General features: G+C 66.3%; 13 protein-coding genes. 9 read left to right on the top strand and 4 right to left on the bottom strand.

Annotation, left to right across the window (positions count from 1 at the left end; translation table 11 throughout):
* Window positions 1-265: 265 nt before the first annotated feature.
* The 3 genes from dsbG to dsbD are packed head-to-tail and all read right to left on the bottom strand — an operon-like array spanning window position 266 to window position 3,577.
* A complete protein-coding gene (dsbG, locus tag C163_RS17825; RefSeq protein WP_025340002.1) occupies window positions 266-1,024 on the bottom strand; it encodes a thiol:disulfide interchange protein DsbG in 759 nt (252 codons plus the stop codon).
* A 1-nt stretch (window position 1,025) separates the two neighbouring features.
* Window positions 1,026-1,862 carry a TlpA disulfide reductase family protein gene (locus C163_RS17820; RefSeq protein ID WP_025340001.1) on the bottom strand — a complete coding sequence of 279 codons (837 nt, stop codon included), beginning with the start codon at window positions 1,860-1,862 and terminating at the stop codon, window positions 1,026-1,028.
* The gene (gene dsbD / locus C163_RS17815; protein ID WP_025340000.1) at window positions 1,862-3,577 is read right to left on the bottom strand and encodes a protein-disulfide reductase DsbD; all 1,716 of its coding nucleotides are present in this window, start codon (window positions 3,575-3,577) and stop codon (window positions 1,862-1,864) included. Before dsbD ends, C163_RS17820 begins: the two co-directional genes overlap by 1 nt.
* Before the next feature lie 619 nt (window positions 3,578-4,196).
* On the opposite strand from dsbD, the gene C163_RS17810 reads away from it, so the two are divergent.
* The 8 genes from C163_RS17810 to C163_RS17775 all read left to right on the top strand — a co-directional run bounded on the left by C163_RS17810 (window position 4,197) and on the right by C163_RS17775 (window position 14,290).
* On the top strand, window positions 4,197-7,028 hold the full coding sequence (locus tag C163_RS17810) for a xanthine dehydrogenase family protein molybdopterin-binding subunit (protein ID WP_025339999.1): 2,832 nt from the start codon (window positions 4,197-4,199) through the stop codon (window positions 7,026-7,028).
* On the top strand, window positions 7,021-7,557 hold the full coding sequence (locus C163_RS17805) for a (2Fe-2S)-binding protein (RefSeq protein ID WP_025339998.1): 537 nt from the start codon (window positions 7,021-7,023) through the stop codon (window positions 7,555-7,557). The genes C163_RS17810 and C163_RS17805 overlap by 8 nt, the downstream gene beginning before the upstream one ends.
* Before the next feature lie 2 nt (window positions 7,558-7,559).
* Window positions 7,560-8,771 carry a cytochrome c gene (locus tag C163_RS17800; protein ID WP_025339997.1) on the top strand — a complete coding sequence of 404 codons (1,212 nt, stop codon included), beginning with the start codon at window positions 7,560-7,562 and terminating at the stop codon, window positions 8,769-8,771.
* A gap of 3 nt (window positions 8,772-8,774) precedes the next feature.
* Window positions 8,775-9,746, top strand: coding sequence for an XdhC family protein (locus C163_RS17795; RefSeq protein WP_025339996.1), 972 nt, complete (start codon window positions 8,775-8,777; stop codon window positions 9,744-9,746).
* Window positions 9,743-10,306, top strand: a complete 564-nt coding sequence (locus C163_RS17790) for an NTP transferase domain-containing protein (protein WP_025339995.1) — start codon at window positions 9,743-9,745, stop codon at window positions 10,304-10,306. The genes C163_RS17795 and C163_RS17790 overlap by 4 nt, the downstream gene beginning before the upstream one ends.
* Before the next feature lie 372 nt (window positions 10,307-10,678).
* The gene (locus C163_RS17785) at window positions 10,679-11,362 is read left to right on the top strand and encodes a response regulator transcription factor (RefSeq protein WP_025339994.1); all 684 of its coding nucleotides are present in this window, start codon (window positions 10,679-10,681) and stop codon (window positions 11,360-11,362) included.
* Window positions 11,359-12,681: an ATP-binding protein gene (locus C163_RS17780; protein WP_025339993.1), complete on the top strand. Its 1,323-nt coding sequence runs from the start codon at window positions 11,359-11,361 to the stop codon at window positions 12,679-12,681. The genes C163_RS17785 and C163_RS17780 overlap by 4 nt, the downstream gene beginning before the upstream one ends.
* 217 nt (window positions 12,682-12,898) lie before the next feature.
* Entirely contained in the window at window positions 12,899-14,290 is a 1,392-nt protein-coding gene (locus tag C163_RS17775) for an aspartate aminotransferase family protein (protein WP_025339992.1), read from the top strand.
* 141 nt (window positions 14,291-14,431) lie between these two features.
* Here the strand turns inward: C163_RS17775 and C163_RS17770 are convergent, their stop codons facing one another.
* Window positions 14,432-15,553: a cupin-like domain-containing protein gene (locus C163_RS17770; protein ID WP_025339991.1), complete on the bottom strand. Its 1,122-nt coding sequence runs from the start codon at window positions 15,551-15,553 to the stop codon at window positions 14,432-14,434.
* A gap of 142 nt (window positions 15,554-15,695) precedes the next feature.
* On the opposite strand from C163_RS17770, the gene C163_RS17765 reads away from it, so the two are divergent.
* Entirely contained in the window at window positions 15,696-16,661 is a 966-nt protein-coding gene (locus C163_RS17765) for an alpha/beta hydrolase (protein WP_025339990.1), read from the top strand.
* Window positions 16,662-16,777 lie beyond the last annotated feature (116 nt).

Genomic DNA, 16,777 nt, shown 5'->3' with positions numbered 1-16,777 from the left:
GCAGCGCCAGTCGAGAAGTTGAGTCAGACCAACAAGGCTGACAACCATGGCCTAACAGACATGGCCACGTTGCAACAAATGTGGGAGCGGGCTTGTCCCGCGAAGCGCCGCGCGGGCGGCGCTCGATCTCACTGGCAACAAAGATGTCACGACAAGAACAGGCTTGCCAAAAACCATAGAATCTCCCACAGGGCCGCCACAGCCTTCATGGCAGGTGCACTATCCTGTAGGAAATGGGCTGCAAGGCAGCCCCGGCAATCTCACATCAGCGCTTGCCGAGAATCTTCCCAAGCAACTCCGGCCGCGGTGCGCCTTGCTGGCTCTGCAGGTTGCCCTGGTCATCCTGATAGAAGATCGCCGGGGTCGCCTGCAAGCCCATTTCTTCCATCAGCGCCATGTTCGCCGCCAGCTTCTGCTGCACCGCCTCTGGCACCTGTGCCAATGGTTTCAGTGTGCTGGCCTTGCCGGCCTTTTCATGTTCATGCAGTGCCTTGGCCGGGTCTTTCGCCGCCAGCAGCGCCGCCGACTTGCCCGGGCTGTCCTCGCGGATGATGCCGACCATGATATGGCGCAACTGCACCTTGCCCGACTCCACCCACGGCCGCGCCTGCTCCCAGAACATGTTGCAGTACGGGCAGTTGGGGTCGCTGAACAGGTACACCTTGCGCGGTGCATCGTCCTTGCCGTCGGCGATCCAGGAGGTTTTCTCCATCTTCGCCCAGATTTCCTTGCTCATCGGCGCATACACCAGCTTTTTCAGCGGCTCGGCACTGAGGTCGTTGCCCTGTTCGTCGAACAGGCTGCCGACCAGTACATGCTTGCCGTCAGGGGTGAGGTACAGCGCCAGGCCGTTGTTCTGGTACTCGGCGGCATACCCGCGCAGGCCGTTGGGGGCGTCGAAGCTGCCTTTGATCACGGCGCCCTTGGCTTGCAGTTGCGCAATCGCCTTGGGCAGCTCTTCGGCCTGCAGGGTGGGGGCAGCCAGCAGGGCCAGGGACAGGGGCAGCAGTGCAGTCAGTCGCATGTCAGTTTCCTTGTGCGGCAGGGGCGGGCGCGGTGGCCCGGTCGAAAGGCTCCAGGGCGTGGCGCAGGCTGGCCCGGGACAGCTCGCCCAGATGGCTGCCGACCAGGCGCCCGTCGGCGTCGTAGAACAGGGTGGTGGGCAGGGCCATGGAACCTACGCGCTGGGCCAGCAGACCGGTGCCGTCAAACAGCACGTGGGTCAGGCTCAGGCCGGTGGTGGCGAGGAAGGTGCTGACGTTTTCCGGGGTCTCGCCCTGGTTGACGAACAGGAAGGTCACGTGCGGGTAAGCGCTTTGCGCCTGTTGCAGCACCGGCATTTCGCGTCGGCAGGGTGGGCACCAGGTGGCCCAGATGTTGATGACCAGCGGTTTGCCGCGGTAGCTGTGCAACGCTACGGATTGGCCGTTGGCCTTGCGCAGGCTCAGCTCGGGCAGTTCGGTGCCCTTGCTGTACAGGTGGCCACCGAGGCTGGCCAGGCCCCAGAACAGCGCGCCGCTGAACAGCGCCCAGCCCAGCGGGCGGCGCAGGCCCGGATGGCGCCAGCCCTGCCACAAGGCGCCGAGCACGATGCCGGCAAGGCCCGACCAGAACAGGAAGCCGCCATCACGGATATCGATGATCTGCAGCGGGTCGTCCTGGTACATCGGCCAATAGGCCAGCACGAAGCCGGCGCGTGCGCACAGCAGGCCGATCAGGAACAGGTTGAACAGTGCCGATTCCGGGCTCTCGCCGCCACGCCGGGCGACCCACCAGCCGACCATGCTGGCGATCACCAGGGCGGTGAGCATCAGCAGGTGGTTGAGAGCCATGGTCAGTGGCCCGAGGGTTACGGTCAGCATCAGCCTTGGCTCCTGGTCTGGGTCCAGTGTTGCAGGAAGACGGCTGCATCCACCTCACCAGTGATGCGCCGCGCGCGGCGTTCGTCGCCTTCCGGGCCGACCCAGATGATGCTGGGCGGGCCAGGTACCTGGTAGCGCTGCAGCAGGGCCTGGCTGGCCGGGGTGTCGGCGGTCACGTCCAGGCGCAGCAGGTGCACACCGGCCAGGCCGGCCTGCACGTCGCTGCGGGCGAACACCTGTTTTTCCATGACCTTGCACGACACGCACCAATCGGCATAGTAGTCGAGCATCACCCACTGGCCACGGGCCTTGGCTGCATCCAGTTCGCGTTGCAGGTCTTCGGGGCGGCTGACGGTGACGAAGGCGTCCTCGGTGTGCTGGCCGGTGGCCGACGCAGCGCTGCTACCGGCGAACGGGCGCAGCGGCTGCCAGAGGTCGTCGCCACCGGCCGCCGCCCCCACCAGCAGCAGGCCGCCCCACAGGGCACCCAGCAGCGGCAACGCGCGCAACGCCGGCAACCGCTGCAGGGCCGGCCAGGCAGCCCAGGCCAGGGCGATCAGCAAGGCGCCGCTCAGGGCCAGCAGCAATGCTGCGGGCAGCAGGCTGCGCAAGGTGTATAGCGCCATGCCCAGGAACACGAAGCCGAACACGCCCTTGACCCGGTTCATCCAGGCGCCCGGGCGGGGCAGGAAGCGGTTGCCGAGGGTTACCAGCAACAGCAGCGGCACGCCCATGCCCAGGCCGAGGCTGAACAGCACCAGCGCCCCCTGCAGCACGTCGCCGCTCTGGGCGATGTACAGCAGCGCGCCGGCCAACGGCGCGGTCATGCACGGGCCCATCAGCAGGCCGGACAGCGCGCCGAGCAGCGCCGCGCCATACAGGTTGCCGCCACGGGTACCTTGCCCGGCGCGGTCGAGGCGGTCACGCACGGCGGCGGGCAGTTGCAGTTCGAAGGCGCCGAACATCGGCAGGGCCAGCAGCACGAAAAGCCCCGCCAGGCTGCCCAGCAGCCAGGGTTGCTGCAGCCAGGCCTGCAGGCTGGCACCCAGCAGCGCGGCGACCACGCCCAGGGCGGCATACACCAGGGCCATGCTCAGTACATAGACCCCGGCCAGTATCCAGCCGCGCCGGGCACTGGCGCCATTGCCCATTACCAGCCCGGCGAGGATCGGCAGCATCGGCAGCGAGCAGGGGGTAAAGGCCAGCAACAGGCCCAGGCCGAAGAACGCCAGCAGGCTCCAGGCCAGGTGGCCTTGTTGCAGGTCGCTGGCCAGGGCCTGGTCACTGGCTTGTTCGGTCGCCGGCGCCATACTGCCACCCAGGTCGACCAACGTGGTTTGCGGCGGGTAGCACAGGCCGGCGTCGGCACAGCCCTGCCAGCCCAGGCGCAGTTGGCCCCGGGCATCGGCCGGTAGCAGCAGTTCGAGCTGGTCGCGGTACACCGCACTGTCGCCGAAGAACTCGTCGTGATGGTTGATCGCGGCCGGCAGTTGCGGGTGCTGTTCGGCAGGCAGGCCGTCGAACTTCAGGCGTTTCTGATACAGGTAGTAGCCAGGCTGGATCTGGAAGAACAGGCGCATCTGGCCGTCGGCCTGGCGGTCGTGGGTAAGCACGAAGGCCTGGTTGACCGGCAGGAAGTCCGGTTTGACATCGAACGGGTTGGCCTGCAACGGGCCGGCCAGCAGCAGTGTCAGGAAGAGCAGGAGGACGCGCATGTCTTCGCCTTGGCAGTACGTTGAAAGGGGTCATGCTGGCTTGGGTCGATTAACCCAAGGTTAACTCTGGTTTTTGGTCAGGGGGGCGCATCAGGGCTTGGAGGTGTATGCCGTGGGATTGTTTGCGCCTGGGAGATCGAGCGCCGCCCGCGCGGCGCTTCGCGGGGCAAGTCGGATCGCCGCACCGCCGCTCCCACATTTGTTTCGGGCCAGTCACTCCTGTTAACTCACCTTTGTCCGCCTTGTTTGTTCAATTCGATATCGAAGGGGGTGCGATTGCTCTTCATCCATCTCCAGCCATACACCAAGCCTGCAACCCATCTGGCACAGGAATAATTGGCCCGAAACAAATGTGGGAGCGGCGGTGCGGCGATCCGACTTGCCCCGCGAAGCGCCGCGCGGGCGGCGCTCGATCTCCCAGGCGCCGAAGATCCTAAGACCAACACCTACCAGCCCCAGAACAAATTCCGCCCCAGATCCCAGACATGTCGCGACATATTGTCGACTTGACTTTGCCTGCGCCAACACAATTGCTGTAAAGTTGACGTACAGGTCAGCTTTTTAGGCTAGTACCAGAATCAAAAAAAGGGCAGTCCCCCTGCTGCCCAGAGGATCAAGCATGTCCAACCGTGATATTTCCCGGCGCGCCTTCCTGCAAGGCGGCCTGATCGCTGGTGTCGGCGTGACCATGGCGCCGCTCGGCAGCCAGGCATTCGCCGCGCTGATGGAGGAACGCGTCACCACCTCGCCGCAGAAGTGGATGAACCATGATGGCAAGGCACGTTTCCGTAACGATGCCTTGTCCAAGGTGTGCGGCGACAAGGTGTTCGCCCGCGACATCCGTGCCAAGGACATGCCCGGCTGGCCCGCGCAGCAGGGGCATGCGCTGCTGCTCAAGGCGACCAAGGCCGACCGTATCTATGCCGGCCATGACCTCAGCCTGCTTGGCGCCGACCTGCAGCCGGACCGCATCGTCACCGCGGCCGACCTGGAAAAGGACGGCATCGTCTGGCCCGAGGCCCACTCGCCCGACCCGCTGCTGCCGCCCGGCAAGGTGCCGATGTTCATCGGCCACCCGGTGGCGATCCTGATCTGGCACGACTTCGAGCGCTTCCGCCAGGCCAAGCGCAAGCTGCAGTTCAACGACCAGGCGATCCGCTATGGCGCCCAGGCGCCGCTTTACCAGCGCGACCCTTACGGCAGCTTCCGTTTCGTGCGCGTGGGCGGTGCCACGCAGTTCGACGACGATGAATTTTCCAGCCTGAAGAATTCCATGCTGTTCCCCACCATCCTCAACCGCAAGCCGGTGTGGTCGAAGCAGCCCAACCAGCATGGCGATCTGACCGAGCAGGGCCTGTTCTACGCCAAGCGCATGGCCGAGCAGCTGGAAAACCCGCCAGAGGACTGGCTGGTGTTCGACGAGCGCTACAAGACGCCGTCCATCGAGCCGGCCGCCCTGGAGCCGGACAACGGCAACGGCTGGTACGACCCGGCCAGCGGCACGCTGCACTTCGTGGTCGCAACCCAGTGCCCGTTCGAAGTGGCGCAGGAATGCGTGCACATGATCAAGCCGTCGCGCTTCGCCCTGAACACGCTGAACATGCACCCGGGCTATACCGTGGGCTACGGCTCGAAAGACAACAACATCTTCGTCTTCTACGCCGCCGTGGCCGCGCTGTATGGCGCCGGTGTGCCGATCCGCCTGGCCAACGACCGCTACGAGCAGTTCCAGAGCGGCATCAAGCGCCATGCCTTCGATATCCGCTACCAGTTGGCGGTGGACAAGAAGGACAACAGCTTCAAGATCTTCCGAGCCGACATGAGCTGCGACGGCGGCGGGCGTATCAACTACAGCCCGTCGGTGGCAGCGGTGGGTGCCACGGCGGCGCAGTCGATCTACTACATGCCGCAGAACGACCTGTCGGTCACTGCCTATCATTCCCGTGGCGTCGAGGCCGGCTCCATGCGCGGCTACGGCACCCTGCAGACCATGGCCGCCACCGAAATGATGGTGGATGAGATCGCCGGGCGCCTGGGCGTCGATGCCATCGACCTGCGCCGCGCCAACGCGCTGAAATCGGGCATGAAGAACACCCAGGGCGCGGTCCCGGCCGGCGCCCTGCGCCTGTACGAGATTCTCGACAAGGCCGCCGTGCACGACTGGTGGCGTAACCGCGACGCGCGCAAGCAGCAGATGGACGCCAAGGACCCGGACCATTGGTATGGCGTGGGCTTTGCCATCTGCCAGAAAGACTTCGGCACCGGCTCCGAAGCCCCCATGGCCAGCATCGAATTCAGCCGCGATGGGCGCATCAGCCTGCGCCACATCGGCACCGAGCTGGGTACCGGCATGTCCACCTCCCAGGCCCTGGTGGTCAGCGATTTCCTCGGCCGCTCGGCCGACGAGGTGAAGACCGCGGTCACCGAATGGCCGGAGTTGCAGCTGACCACCAGCGGCAACCCGTACCTGATCAGCCAGCCCGAGCAGGACGCCGCGCTGCGCAACCCGCGCTGGGTCGGCAAGCTTGCTTCGCCGTCGTCGGCGACCAACTCGGCCTTCTACTTCAGCCATGCCACCCGCGAAGCGGCACGCGTGCTGTTCAACCACGGTCTGTGGCCGGCGGCCATGGCCATCTGGCGCCAGGGCCCGTACGGCGGCCAGGCCAACCCGCTGGTGGTGCGCCGCGAGAATGCGGTATGGGTCAACGGCGAGCTGACCGGCAACGGCCTGTCACCGATCCCATTCGCCCAGCTGGCACAAAAGGCCCATGACATGGGCCTGGTCACCGGCGTCAGCGTGCACGGTTTCAACCGCTGGAGCTGGGCCGAGGCCGACTTCGTCATCGACGGCGTGCGCGAACGCTTCCCGCTCGACGCGGTGGCGGTGAAGTACGGCGATGGCGCGGTGAACGCCAAGAAGGCGCAGATGAGCAGCCACGGCTACCACCTGCTCGACCGGCAGAACGCCGCCTACCCCGACACCCAGCTGAACAACGCCATGGTCACCTACTACAGCCCGGTGGCGACCATTGTCGAAGTCAAGGTGAACAAGGGCACTCACGAAGTACAGGTGCTCAACCACCACAGCTGGGTCGAGTGCGGCCGGGTGCTGGTGCCGGAACTGGTCAAGGGCCAGCTCGAGGGCGGTATCGCCATGGGCATCGGCCATGCCTTGACCGAAGAAATGCCGTTGTACGAGGGCGGGCCCGGGGAGGGCGACTGGAACTTCAACCGCTACCGCCTGCCGCACGCGCGCGACGTGGCGGTGTGGCAGCAGACCAGCGAAATCCTCCCGCCGCTGTCACCGACCGACCCGTCCAAGGGCATCGCCGAAGTGGTGATGATCCCGGTCGTCGGTGCCATCGGCAATGCCGTCGCGCATGCCATCGGCAAGCGCGTTCGCGATCTCCCCATCACCCCAGCCCGTATCAAGGAGGCCCTCAATGGCTAACCGTCCACTGCAACTGACCCTCAATGGTCAACCGGTCGGCCCGGTCGAGGTCCCCGACGACCTGGCGATGATCGACTACCTGCACGAACACCAGAACCTCACCGGCTCGCGCCTGGGCTGCGGCCAGGGCATCTGCCACGCCTGCGTGGTGATCGTCGACAACCCCGACGGCACCAGCGAGGAGGTGCGCACCTGCATTACCGGCGCGCATTACTTCGAGGGCAAGAAGGTCCGCACCATCGAGGGCCATGCCAGACAGGACGAGGCCGGCAACCTCACGCTGAACCCGATCCAGCAGAAGTTCGTCGACCTGTTCGCCTTCCAGTGCAGCTACTGCGCGCCGGGCTTCGTCAATGCCGCCACGGTGCTGGTGGAAACCGCCCAGCGCCAGCCGTTGAAGAAGAGCGAGGTGGAAGACCGCATCGAGGCGAGCCTGGGCCACCACATCTGCCGTTGCACCGGCTACGTGCGTTACTACGACGCCACCCGCACGGTGCTCAACGACCTCGGTCTGGTCAAGGAGGGTTGAGCATGGGTCTTGTTCGTAGCGCACTGGCGCTGGCTCTCGGCCTTGCCATTACCTCGCTTGCCCAGGCAGCCGACCAGGCGCAGGTCAAGCGCGGTGAATACCTGGCCCGCGCGGCCGACTGCATGGCCTGCCACACCGCCGAAGGCGGCGCGCCGTACGCCGGCGGCCTGCCGATCCATTCGCCGTTCGGCACCATTTACGGCAGCAACATCACCCCGGACAAGCAGTACGGCATCGGCAACTACAGCGCCGACGAATTCTTTGCCGCGGTAACCGAGGGCAAGCGCAAGGACGGCGCCAACCTCTACCCGGCGATGCCGTACACCTCGTACCACCTGATCAAGCGCGAAGATTCGGACGCGATCCTCGCCTACCTGATGACCGTGCCGCCAATCAACCGCCCGGCACCGCAGACTGCGTTGCGCTTTCCGTTCAACGTGCGCCAGGGGCTGAGCGGCTGGAACATGCTGTACGGTAAAAGCGTGCAGCTGCAGCCGACCGAGGGCAAAAGCCCGGCCTGGCAGCGTGGGCAGTACATGGTCGAAGTCATGGGCCATTGCGGCGAGTGCCATACCCCGCGCAACCCGATCGGTGCGTTGCAGCAGGACCAGCGCCTGAGCGGCGGCCTGCTGGGTGGCTACCTGGCCCCGAGCCTGCTGGCCCAGGACCTGGCCGAGCGCGGCTGGACCCAGCCGGACCTGACCACCTTCCTCAAGCACGGCATCAGCGCCCAGGGCAGCATGTTCAACGAAATGTTCCCGGTGGTGCACCACAGCACCCAGCACCTGGAGGATACCGACCTGGCGGCCATGGCCACCTACCTGCTGGGCGACCAGCCACCGCCGGCCAAGGCCATCCAGGCGGTGGCGCTGGAGCAGATGAGCGACAGCGCCAGGCGCGGCCGCCAGCAGTACCTGAATGTCTGCGCCGGCTGCCATGGGGTGGACGGCGAGGGCAAGCCGCACATCGCCGTGGCCATGCGCGGCAACACGGTGCTGCGCCAGGCCGACTCGCGCAACCTGGTCAAGGTGGTCCTCGAAGGCATCCGTGAGCAGCAGTTCACCGGCTTCGAGCGCATGCAGCCGATGCCGGGCTTTGCCGACAAGCTCGATGACCAGCAGGTGGCGGATATGGTCAACTACCTGCGCCAGGCCTGGGGTGGATTGCCCGGTGACCTGAGCGTACAGCAGCTCGCCGAGCTGAAGGCGGAGTAAAGGGTGCAGCATCTCGATCTACAGGTGGTCCGCCAGGCGTTGCAGTGGTCGTGCGGAGGCCAGCGGGTGTGGTTGTGCACGGTGCTCGCCACCTATGGCTCGGCGCCCCGTGCGCCGGGCTCGCTGCTGGCGGTGAACGCCAGCGGGCAGTGGCTGGGTTCGCTGTCCGGTGGCTGCGTGGAAGACGACTTTCTCGAACGCGTGGGCCGGGGGGAGTTTCCCGAGCCAGTGGCCATCGTGCGTTATGGCGATGGCAGCGACTCGCGTTCGAGCATCCGCCTGCCCTGTGGCGGCGTGCTGGAAGTGCTGGTGGAGAACCTGCCGGCCGATTGTGACGTGCAAGCGCACCTGCGTGAGCTGGAAAGCGCATTGCAGGGCCAGCGCCGCGTGCTGCGTGAAGTGAGCCTGCCCGAGGGCAGGCGCCTGCTTGCCGATGACCACAGCCAGGGGCCGCGTGTGCAGCGTGAAAGTGCTTGTGTACGCTTGCGTGTGGGGGCCGCCCAGCGTCTGCTGCTGGCCGGGTACTCCAGCGTCGCGCATTTCTGTGCCGAGTTCGGCAAGGGCATGGGCTTCGAGGTCATCCTCTGCGAGCCCCGTGACGAAGTGCTCGACGGCGTGCGGCTGGATGGCATCGAAGTGCGCCGCGAGCTGCCATCAGAGTTCATCACCCATGGCGGTTGCCATGCCGACACTGCGGTGGTGGCGCTGACCCACGACCCGAAGATCGATGACCTGGCGATGCTCGAAGCGGTGCGCACCGAGGCGTTCTATATCGGTGTGATGGGCTCCCGGGTGACCTCCGACAAGCGCCGCGAACGCCTGCGGCGGATCGGTGGCCTGGGCGAGGTCGAACTGGGCCGCATCCACGCCCCGATCGGCCTCAACCTGGGCAGCAAGACCCCGGCCGAGATCGCTTTGGCAGTGCTGGCCGACATTCTGCGGGTGCGCAACGGCATCGAGCGGGGCGCGCTATGAGCGTGGTTGCGCTGGTGCTGGCGGCAGGCCGCGGCACGCGTTTCGGTTCAGACAAGCGCCGGGCGACCTTGGCTGATGGTCGCAGCCTGCTGGCGCATAGTGTGGAACGGGCCCAAGCGGTGTTCGATGATGTGCGCGTGGTGTTGCGCGCGGGCGAGTGGAGCGAGGATTTTGCCTTGCCTGCCGATTGCCGGGTTATCGCCAGCCCGGATTCGGCGTCGGGAATGGGGCATAGCCTGGCTGCCGGCGCCAGGTCGTTGGGTGACAGCCAGGCGCAGGCGGTGGCGATCTTGCTGGGTGATATGCCTTGGATCGAATCGGTAACCTTGCGTCGGTTGGCCGAGGCGGCCACCGCCTCGACCATCGTGTTGCCGCGCCATGCGGGGCAGCAGGGGCACCCGGTAGTCTTCGGCCGCGACTTCTGGCCGGCGCTGGGGGAGCTTGCCGGGGATGAAGGGGCCCGGTCGGTGGTGCAAGCGCATCGGGATCGTTGCGTGGTGGTTGAAGTGGAGGATGCTGGGGTGTTGCTGGATGTAGATACGCCGCAGGGGTTGCTTTAGGCACTGGTGTTCGCCACAACATCTTCAGCGCCTATCAGATCGAGCGCCGCCCGCGCGGCGCTTCGCAGCACAAGGCTGCTCCTACATCTGTTTCGGGCCAGTAACGCCTGTGCCAGTGCACGCGACCGCCTTGTTTGTCCGACATGATATCGAGGTGGACCCCAAGGGGCCGCGCGCCATGGGTGCAGGAATAATTGGCCCGAAACAGATGTAGGAGCAGCCTTGTGCTGCGAAGCGCCGCGCGGGCGGCGCTCGATCTCACAGGCGCTGCAAGGGGCAAGGTGAACACCCCTCCACCCCACAAAAGGTCCATAATCCCCCCTTAATCTGCCCAAGGTGCAATGCCAGCCACACCATTCCGGGAGCCCCGCCATGCACGTTCTGCTCTGTGAGGACGACGACCTGATCGCCGCCGGCATCTGCGCCGGCCTTACCGCCCAGGGCCTGACCGTGGACCGTGTGGGCAACGCCGCCGATGCACGGGCGATGCTGCAGGCCGCGCAGTTCGACGTGATGATCCTCGACCTTGGCCTGCCCGACGAAGACGGCCTGAAGCTGTTGCGCCGCCTGCGCGAGAAAGGCGAGACGCTGCCAGTGCTGGTACTCACTGCCCGTGATGCGGTCACCGACCGGGTCGATGGCCTGCAGGCCGGTGCCGACGATTACCTGCTCAAGCCGTTCGACCTGCGCGAGCTGGCTGCTCGCCTGCACACCCTGCTGCGACGGGTGGCCGGGCGGGCGGTGAATGTGATCGAACACGGCCCGCTGCGCTACGACCCGAGCAGCTGCGAGGCAACCCTGGCCGGCCAGCCGGTCGACCTGTCCCGGCGTGAACAGGCATTGCTCCAGGCGCTGCTGCAGAACCCCGGGCGGGTGCTGTCCGGCGAGCAGCTCAAAGACTGCGTGTACGGCTTCAGCGACGAAGTCGAGAGCAATGCCCTGAACGTGCATATCCACCATCTGCGGCGCAAGCTGGGCAACGGCATCGTCGAGACCGTGCGCGGCCTGGGCTACCGCCTTGGCCCGGCGCAGGCGCCGGAGGAGGCCGCATCATGAGCCTGCGGGTACGCCTGAGCCTGATCCTGGGCAGCGCCTTCGTGATCATCTGGGCGCTGGCCGCCGCGTGGATGCTGCGCGACCTGCGCCAGCAGATGATGTTCTCCCTCGACCAGCGCCTGGTGGCTTCGGCGCGCATGGTTGCCGGGCTGATCGACCAGCTGCCGCAGCCGCTGACCGCCAAGGGCGGGGAGGCGCACTTTTCCGCCGACCAGTTCAGCGTGCCGGACGGCATGGCCTGCCAGGTCAGCTCGCTGCGTGGCGAGATTCTCGCCAGCAACCACAAGCACGATGGCGTCATGGACGATGAACGCAGCGGTTTCCGTGACCAGACCATCGACGACGCGCTGTGGCGCACCTTCACCTACAACCATGGTGATGTGCGTATCACCACCGCCGACCGGCACATGGAGCGCGAGGCGCTGAACCAGTCGATCCTGCTGGCAGCCTCGGCGCCGGTGCTGATGGCCCTGCTTGGCAGCCTGGGGTTGTTGTGGATCGGCCTGGGCAAGGGCCTGGAGCCGCTCAACCGCATGCGCGATGCCCTGCGCCGCCGGCGCGCGGACAGCGTCGAGCCGCTGCAGGTGGCGGGCATGCCCAGCGAACTGCAACCGTTGCTGGAAACCCAGAACCAGCTGTTCCTGCGTATTGCCCAGACCATCGAGCGTGAGCGGCGCCTGACAGACGATGCCGCGCATGAACTGCGCAGCCCGCTGACGGCGATCAAGACCCACCTGCAGGTGGCACGGATGACCGATGGCGCCGTGCGCGAGCAGGCGCTGGAACATGCCGAGCAGGGCGCCGACCGCATGCACCGCACGCTGGAGCAGTTGTTGATGCTGGCGCGGGTGGAGGGCAGCCTGTCGTTCGAGGATGGCGTGCAATGCAGCGCCGAGCAGGTGGCCCGGCAGGCGGTGCAGGATGCCGGCGGCGGTGACAACCGGCGCATCGTGCTGCGCTTGCCTGAAGCCGCTACGCAGATCTACCTGGGCATGCCTGCGCCGTTGGCGGTGGCGGCGCTGCGCAACCTGCTGGACAACGCCTTGCGCCATGGCGGCGACGAGGCGGTGGAGCTTGAGGTGCAGATGGCTGACGGCCAGGTGGGCTTCATGGTGCGGGACCATGGGCCGGGGATTGCCGAGGCGGACCTGGAACACCTGACCGAGCGCTTCTGGCGTAACGGGCAGAGTGGTGGATGCGGGCTGGGGCTGGCGATCGTGCAGGCGATCGTGCAGCGTTGTGCCGGTAGCCTGAAGTTCGACAGCCGCAGTGATGGGTTGCGGGTGTTGTTGCAAGTGCCGGCGCGCTCGGGGCATTGATTTTTATTGCCTGTGCCGGCCTCTTCGTGGGTAAACCCGCTCCCACAGGTACTGCATCGACCCTGAGATCTGTGCCAATCCTGTGGGAGCGGGTTTACCCGCGAAGAGGCCGGGCCTGCTTTCAAAAATCCCACAGCAACCGCTAAATCCTCCCCGCACTCAAGCGTTCTCCAAGCGACGAACACCCGCACTTTCGCTTGCTTGCGAGGATTCACCCATGTCCACCGCTTCCTGCCTTGCCCAGGTCCCGCCGGCCAGCGCGCCGCGTGCCTTGTACGAGTTCACCGATTCACCCTTGCTGCAACGCCAGCAACAACAGGAGTCCAACGCCCGCAGCTACCCGCGGCGCATCCCGCTGGCACTCAAGCGCGCCCGTGGCATCCATGTGGAGGATGTCGAAGGCCGCCAGTTCATCGACTGCCTGGCCGGCGCCGGCACTCTGGCGCTGGGCCACAACCACCCGGTGGTGGTCGAGGCGATCCAGCGGGTACTGGCCGATGAGCTGCCGTTGCACACCCTGGACCTGACCACGCCGGTCAAGGACCGCTTCGTCCAGGACCTGTTCGGTGTGCTGCCCGAGGCGTTGCGCCGTGAGGCCAAGGTCCAGTTCTGCGGCCCGACCGGTACCGATGCAGTGGAAGCCGCGCTGAAACTGGTGCGCAGCGCCACCGGCCGCAGCACCGTGCTGGCCTTCCATGGCGCCTACCATGGCATGAGCCAGGGGGCGCTGAGCCTGATGGGAAGCCATGGCCCGAAGCAGCCGCTGGGTGCCTTGCTCGGCAACGGTGTGCAGTTCATGCCGTACCCCTACGACTACCGTTGCCCGTTCGGCTTGGGCGGCGAAGCCGGGGTCAGGGCCAACCTGCATTACCTGGAAACCCTGCTGCTCGACCCGGAAAGCGGCGTGCCGTTGCCGGCGGCGGTGATCCTCGAGGTGGTGCAGGGCGAGGGCGGGGTGATTCCGGCCGATATCGAGTGGCTCAAGGGTGTACGCCGTATCACCGAGCAGGCCGGCGTGGCGTTGATCGTCGATGAGATCCAGAGCGGTTTCGCCCGTACCGGGCGCATGTTCGCCTTCGAGCATGCCGGCATCATCCCGGACGTGGTCACCCTGTCCAAGGCCATTGGCGGCAGCCTGCCGCTGGCGGTGGTGGTGTACCGCGACTGGCTGGACACCTGGAAACCGGGCGCCCACGCCGGCACTTTCCGTGGTAACCAGATGGCCATGGCGGCGGGTTCGGCAGTGATCGATTACCTGGTCGAGCATCGCCTGGCAGAGCATGCCGAGGTCATGGGCCAGCGCCTGCGCCAGCACCTGCAGCAGTTGCAGCGGGATTATCCGCAGTTGGGTGATATTCGCGGGCGTGGCCTGATGCTTGGGGTGGAGCTGGTGGACCCGCAAGGCCAGCGGGATGCGCTTGGGCATCCGGCGGCCAACCGTGAATTGGCGGCGAAGGTGCAGCGCGAGTGCCTCAAGCGCGGGCTGATCCTGGAACTCGGTGGGCGGCATGGGGCGGTGGTGCGCTTCCTGCCGCCGTTGATCATCAGTGGCGAGCAGATCGATGAGGTCGCGCAGCGCTTTGCCGAGGCGCTGATCGCGGCGGTCTGATCGATTGCCGGGGCCGCTGCGCGGCCCTATCGCCGGCAAGCCAGCTCCCACAGGTACAGCGCAAGCCTTCCGGTCGGCGCAGTCCCTGTGGGAGCTGGCTTGCCGGCGATTGGGGCGCAAAGCGCCCCCTGATAATCCCGGCTACCAACCGCGCCCGGAATTCACCCAGAAGTTCACCGACAGCGAGGTGGTCACAGACTCCACCTGGTGGAACCACCCTTCAGGCAGGAACAACAGGTCACCGGCCTGCAGCACCACGCGCAGGAACGGCACCTCGCGCGCCGCCGGGAAGCGCTGGTAGTCCGGGGCGTCGGGGTTGAAGTCGCAGCCGTCCAGGCCGCCCTTGGGGCTGGTCGACCAGGTACCCAGGGCCGGGCGATGGTGCGGCGCGGCAAGGATGAACGACTTCTGCCCCCATACCTGTGCGAACAGGTTGTCGGTGTCGTCGCGGTGCAGTGGCGTCAGTGTGCCCTTGGGGCCGATCCAGATGCGCGGCGCAATGAACTTCTCGCGGGCGAAGTACTGCGGGTAGCGAATCAGCGTCAACAGCTTTTCCGGCACGATGTTGTTGCCCATGTAGGCCGGGGTTTCGCCGGGTTTGGCAGGGGTGTCCAGCGAGGCGATGAAGTCGGCCATGGAAGTGGAACGGAAGTCGCGGTCGGTGGAGAAGGTCTTCTTCACGTAGTCGCCGTGCCGGGTGATGCCCTGCAGTTCGGCGAAATGCTCCAGCGAAGCTTCGCGGCCCATGGTGAACAGCGGCCAGTCCTGCAGGGCATCGCTGATGACCACCGGCGTCCCGTGCGCCAGGTATTCGCCCTGGAAGCGCGCCAGCGGCATGTCGGCGCGGGCAATGCGTGCCACCTCGCGCTGCACCGGTTGCGCGGCCGACACCCGTTCGCTGAGGCGTGCCGGTGTCGGGTAGCGTTGGTTCATCGACACCTTGGTCGCCGGCGCGCCGCGCCGGGCGTTGCTGATGATCTGCGGCAGCAGGGTGGCCAAACCCATGTTGCCGCTGATCTTCAGGCGGGCGCTGGCGAACAGTTCTTCGACGTTGGCGGTGCCGCCCATGATGCCCATGAAGTCACGCTCGGCCATCTCGATGGTGACGTCCGGGGCGCTGTGCCGGCCGGCACCGGTGCGGCTGCTGTCGCGCACCTCCGACCAGAAGGCCCGGTCCTGGCCGAAGACGAACTGGAAAACGCCTTCGATGCCGACGGCATGGGCGTTGGCGAACAGTTTGCTGAGGATGCTCTGAAGGTCCACGGTATGCCTCTGGCGGTCTTTCGTTGTGCTGGGATAACGAGTGCCTGCACCAACGATTTAGCCGTGTGGGCGGGTAATTTTTCGGTGTGCTGCTACGTCCCGTAGGGAGGCTCGAGTCACATTGTTCACCCAAGGAACCCACATGGCACTGCACCCTGATCTGGCGGCATTTCTGGAACTGGTCGAATTTGGCCGGCTGACGGGCAGGAGCCTGCCCATGCACGCGATGGACGTGGCCCAGGCCCGTGCCGAGTTCGAAGGCAGCTCGCAGGTACTCGACCCGAGCCCGCCCGGCAACGTCACGGCCAGCGAGTTGCAGATTACCGCGCGCGATGGTGCCCGCCTGGCTGCTCGTCTGTACCGCCAGGGCGATGCTGGTGCTGCCTTGCAGCCAGTGATCCTGTACCTGCATGGCGGTGGCTATGTGGTCGGCAGCCTCGATTCGCATGACTCGGTGTGCCGTCGCCTGGCGGCCCTGGGCGAGTTCGCGGTGCTGGCGGCGGACTACCGGCTGGCGCCGGAGCAGCAGTTCCCGAAAGCCCTGCACGATGTGCTGGACGCCGCCAACTGGCTGGCTGAGCAGGCGGCCTCGCTGGGCCTGGACAACCGCCGGGTGGTGCTGGCAGGGGACAGCGTGGGCGCCAGCCTGGCGGCGGTGCTGGCCATTACGGCGGTGGAGCAGCCCGAGGCGCTGGCGTTCAAGCCGCTGGCACAGTTGCTGTTCTACCCGGTGACCGATATCTCCTGCTGGCGTGAGTCCCATCGCGAGCATGCCGAGGGTTACCTGCTGGAGACGCCTACCCTGGAGTGGTTCTACCGGCACTATGCGCCGCAGCGCGAGCAGCGCCTGGACTGGCGGGTGTCGCCGTTGCTGTCGACGCTGTGCGAGCCATCGGCGCCGGCTTGCCTGTTCGTGGCCGAGTATGACCCGTTGCATGATGAGGGCATGGCCTATCGTGACTGGCTGGTGGCGGGTGGGACGGCGGTGACCTTTGCCCGGGTGGAGGGGTTGACCCATGACTTCTTGCGCATGTCGGGGATCGTGGGGCAGGTGGAGGGGATTTACCGGGATGTCGGGGAGTGGTTGAAGCGGGTCATTGGCCGGTGATGGGCCGAGATCGCCGGGGGCGCTGCGCGCCCCTTTCGCGACACAAGGCCGCTCCTACAGTAGACCGCGTCTATTCGAACTTGGCGCTGTACCTGTAGGAGCGGCCTTGTGTCGCG

It is taken from the genome of Pseudomonas sp. FGI182 (assembly GCF_000511325.1).
In the GTDB taxonomy this organism is placed as follows: domain Bacteria; phylum Pseudomonadota; class Gammaproteobacteria; order Pseudomonadales; family Pseudomonadaceae; genus Aquipseudomonas; species Aquipseudomonas putida_Z.
This window is presented reverse-complemented; position numbering and strand designations above follow the sequence as displayed.